Source organism: Mesorhizobium escarrei (assembly GCF_935825525.1).
GTDB lineage: Bacteria > Pseudomonadota > Alphaproteobacteria > Rhizobiales > Rhizobiaceae > Mesorhizobium > Mesorhizobium escarrei.
The window spans coordinates 1-1331 of sequence record NZ_CAKXZT010000187.1 but is presented as its reverse complement, the minus strand read 5'-3'; the positions used below and the strand labels follow the sequence as shown (position 1 = coordinate 1331).

The window sequence follows — 1331 nt, the reverse complement described above, 5'->3', positions numbered from 1 at the left end:
GAAGCGCAGCATGAAGCACTTTATCGGGCTCGATGTCGCGGTGAAAGAGACCGCCGTTTGCATTGTCGATGAATCCGGCAAGATCTGCCGCGAGGTGAAGGTCGTCAGCCACCCCGACGATCTCCTCGCCGTCCTGAAGGATCCTGCCTTGAACATTGAACGGGTCGGCCTTGAGGCCGGGCCCTTGTCGCAATGGCTTTTCGAGGGGCTGTCGAGTGCCGGGTTGCCGGTCATCTGCATCGAGACGCGCCATGTGAAAGCGTTCCTGAAGGCGCAGCCGAACAAGACGGATCGCAATGATGCGCGCGGCATCGCGCAGATGATGCGGGTCAACCTGTACCGCCCGGTGCATGTGAAGACGCTCACGAGCCAGAAACGGCGGGCACTCTTGACTGCCCGCAAGCTGCTACAGGGGAAAGCGATCGCTATCGAAAACGATATCCGCGGTCTTCTGCGCAACTTTGGTCTCAAGGTCGGTGCTGTGGGAACTGTGAAGTTTGAGGAGCGCATTCGCGAGCTCGTCGAAGGCATGCCCGATCTCGAAGAGATCATGGAATCGCTGCTGGCCGCGCGGCGGAAGCTGCGGGCCGAATCTGTTCTCCTGCACAAAAAAGTGCTCACGATCGCCAGGAATGATGCGACCTGCCGGCGCTTGATGACGGTTCCCGGTGTCGGCCCCGTTGTGGCGCTCGCCTATGCGGCGACAATCGACATCCCGCAGCGGTTCAGAAACTCCAAGGCGGTGGGGCCCATCCTGGGACTGACGCCGAAGCTCAACGAGTCCGGGGAAAGCAAGCGCGTTGGATGCATATCCCTGTGCGGGGACGGCATGATGCGGACGCTGCTCTATGAGGCCGCCCAAACGCTGATGACTCGCGTGACGAAATGGTCGTGGCTCAAGGCCTGGGCGATGAACGTCGCCAAGCGGCGCGGGATGCGCAAAGCAATTGTCGCGCTCGCACGTCGTCTGGCAGTCATCATGCATCGCATGTGGCTGGACCGCACCGAGTTCCGCTGGACGCGGGAAATCATGGCGTCAGCCATCTGATCTAGAAGGCCGGGAAGGAGAGAGATAGAGAGTTCCGCCACCGGCGGACGGATGTCCTTCGCAGGACGATGGATGAGGCGAGTTCGCTGAGACACTCGTACCGATTGCAACATGCAATCAAGACGCTTGGTAGATTGTGCCGCCTCATTCTCCTGACCCCATACTGGGAGGGCGAAACGCCGATCCCGGAGAGAAGCAAGGCCCTGCGAAAGACGTCAAAATGCCGGAGACACTGAAAGGCTCGGTAGCGCAGCGCTTGACCTCAACACGCCGAATAGAGAAG

Annotated in this window: 1 protein-coding gene; it reads left to right on the top strand. The window is 60.3% G+C overall.

Annotated features, from left to right (window positions below):
• Positions 1-10: 10 nt before the first annotated feature.
• The gene (locus NMG80_RS35905; protein ID WP_254022526.1) at positions 11-1048 is read left to right on the top strand and encodes an IS110 family RNA-guided transposase; all 1038 of its coding nucleotides are present in this window, start codon (positions 11-13) and stop codon (positions 1046-1048) included.
• The last annotated feature ends 283 nt before the right edge of the window (positions 1049-1331 follow it).

What these genes read in the sequence shown, in the direction of transcription:
- NMG80_RS35905 (WP_254022526.1), top strand. Translation starts at nt 11, where the DNA reads ATGAAGCACTTTATCGGGCTCGATGTCGCGGTGAAAGAGACCGCCGTT.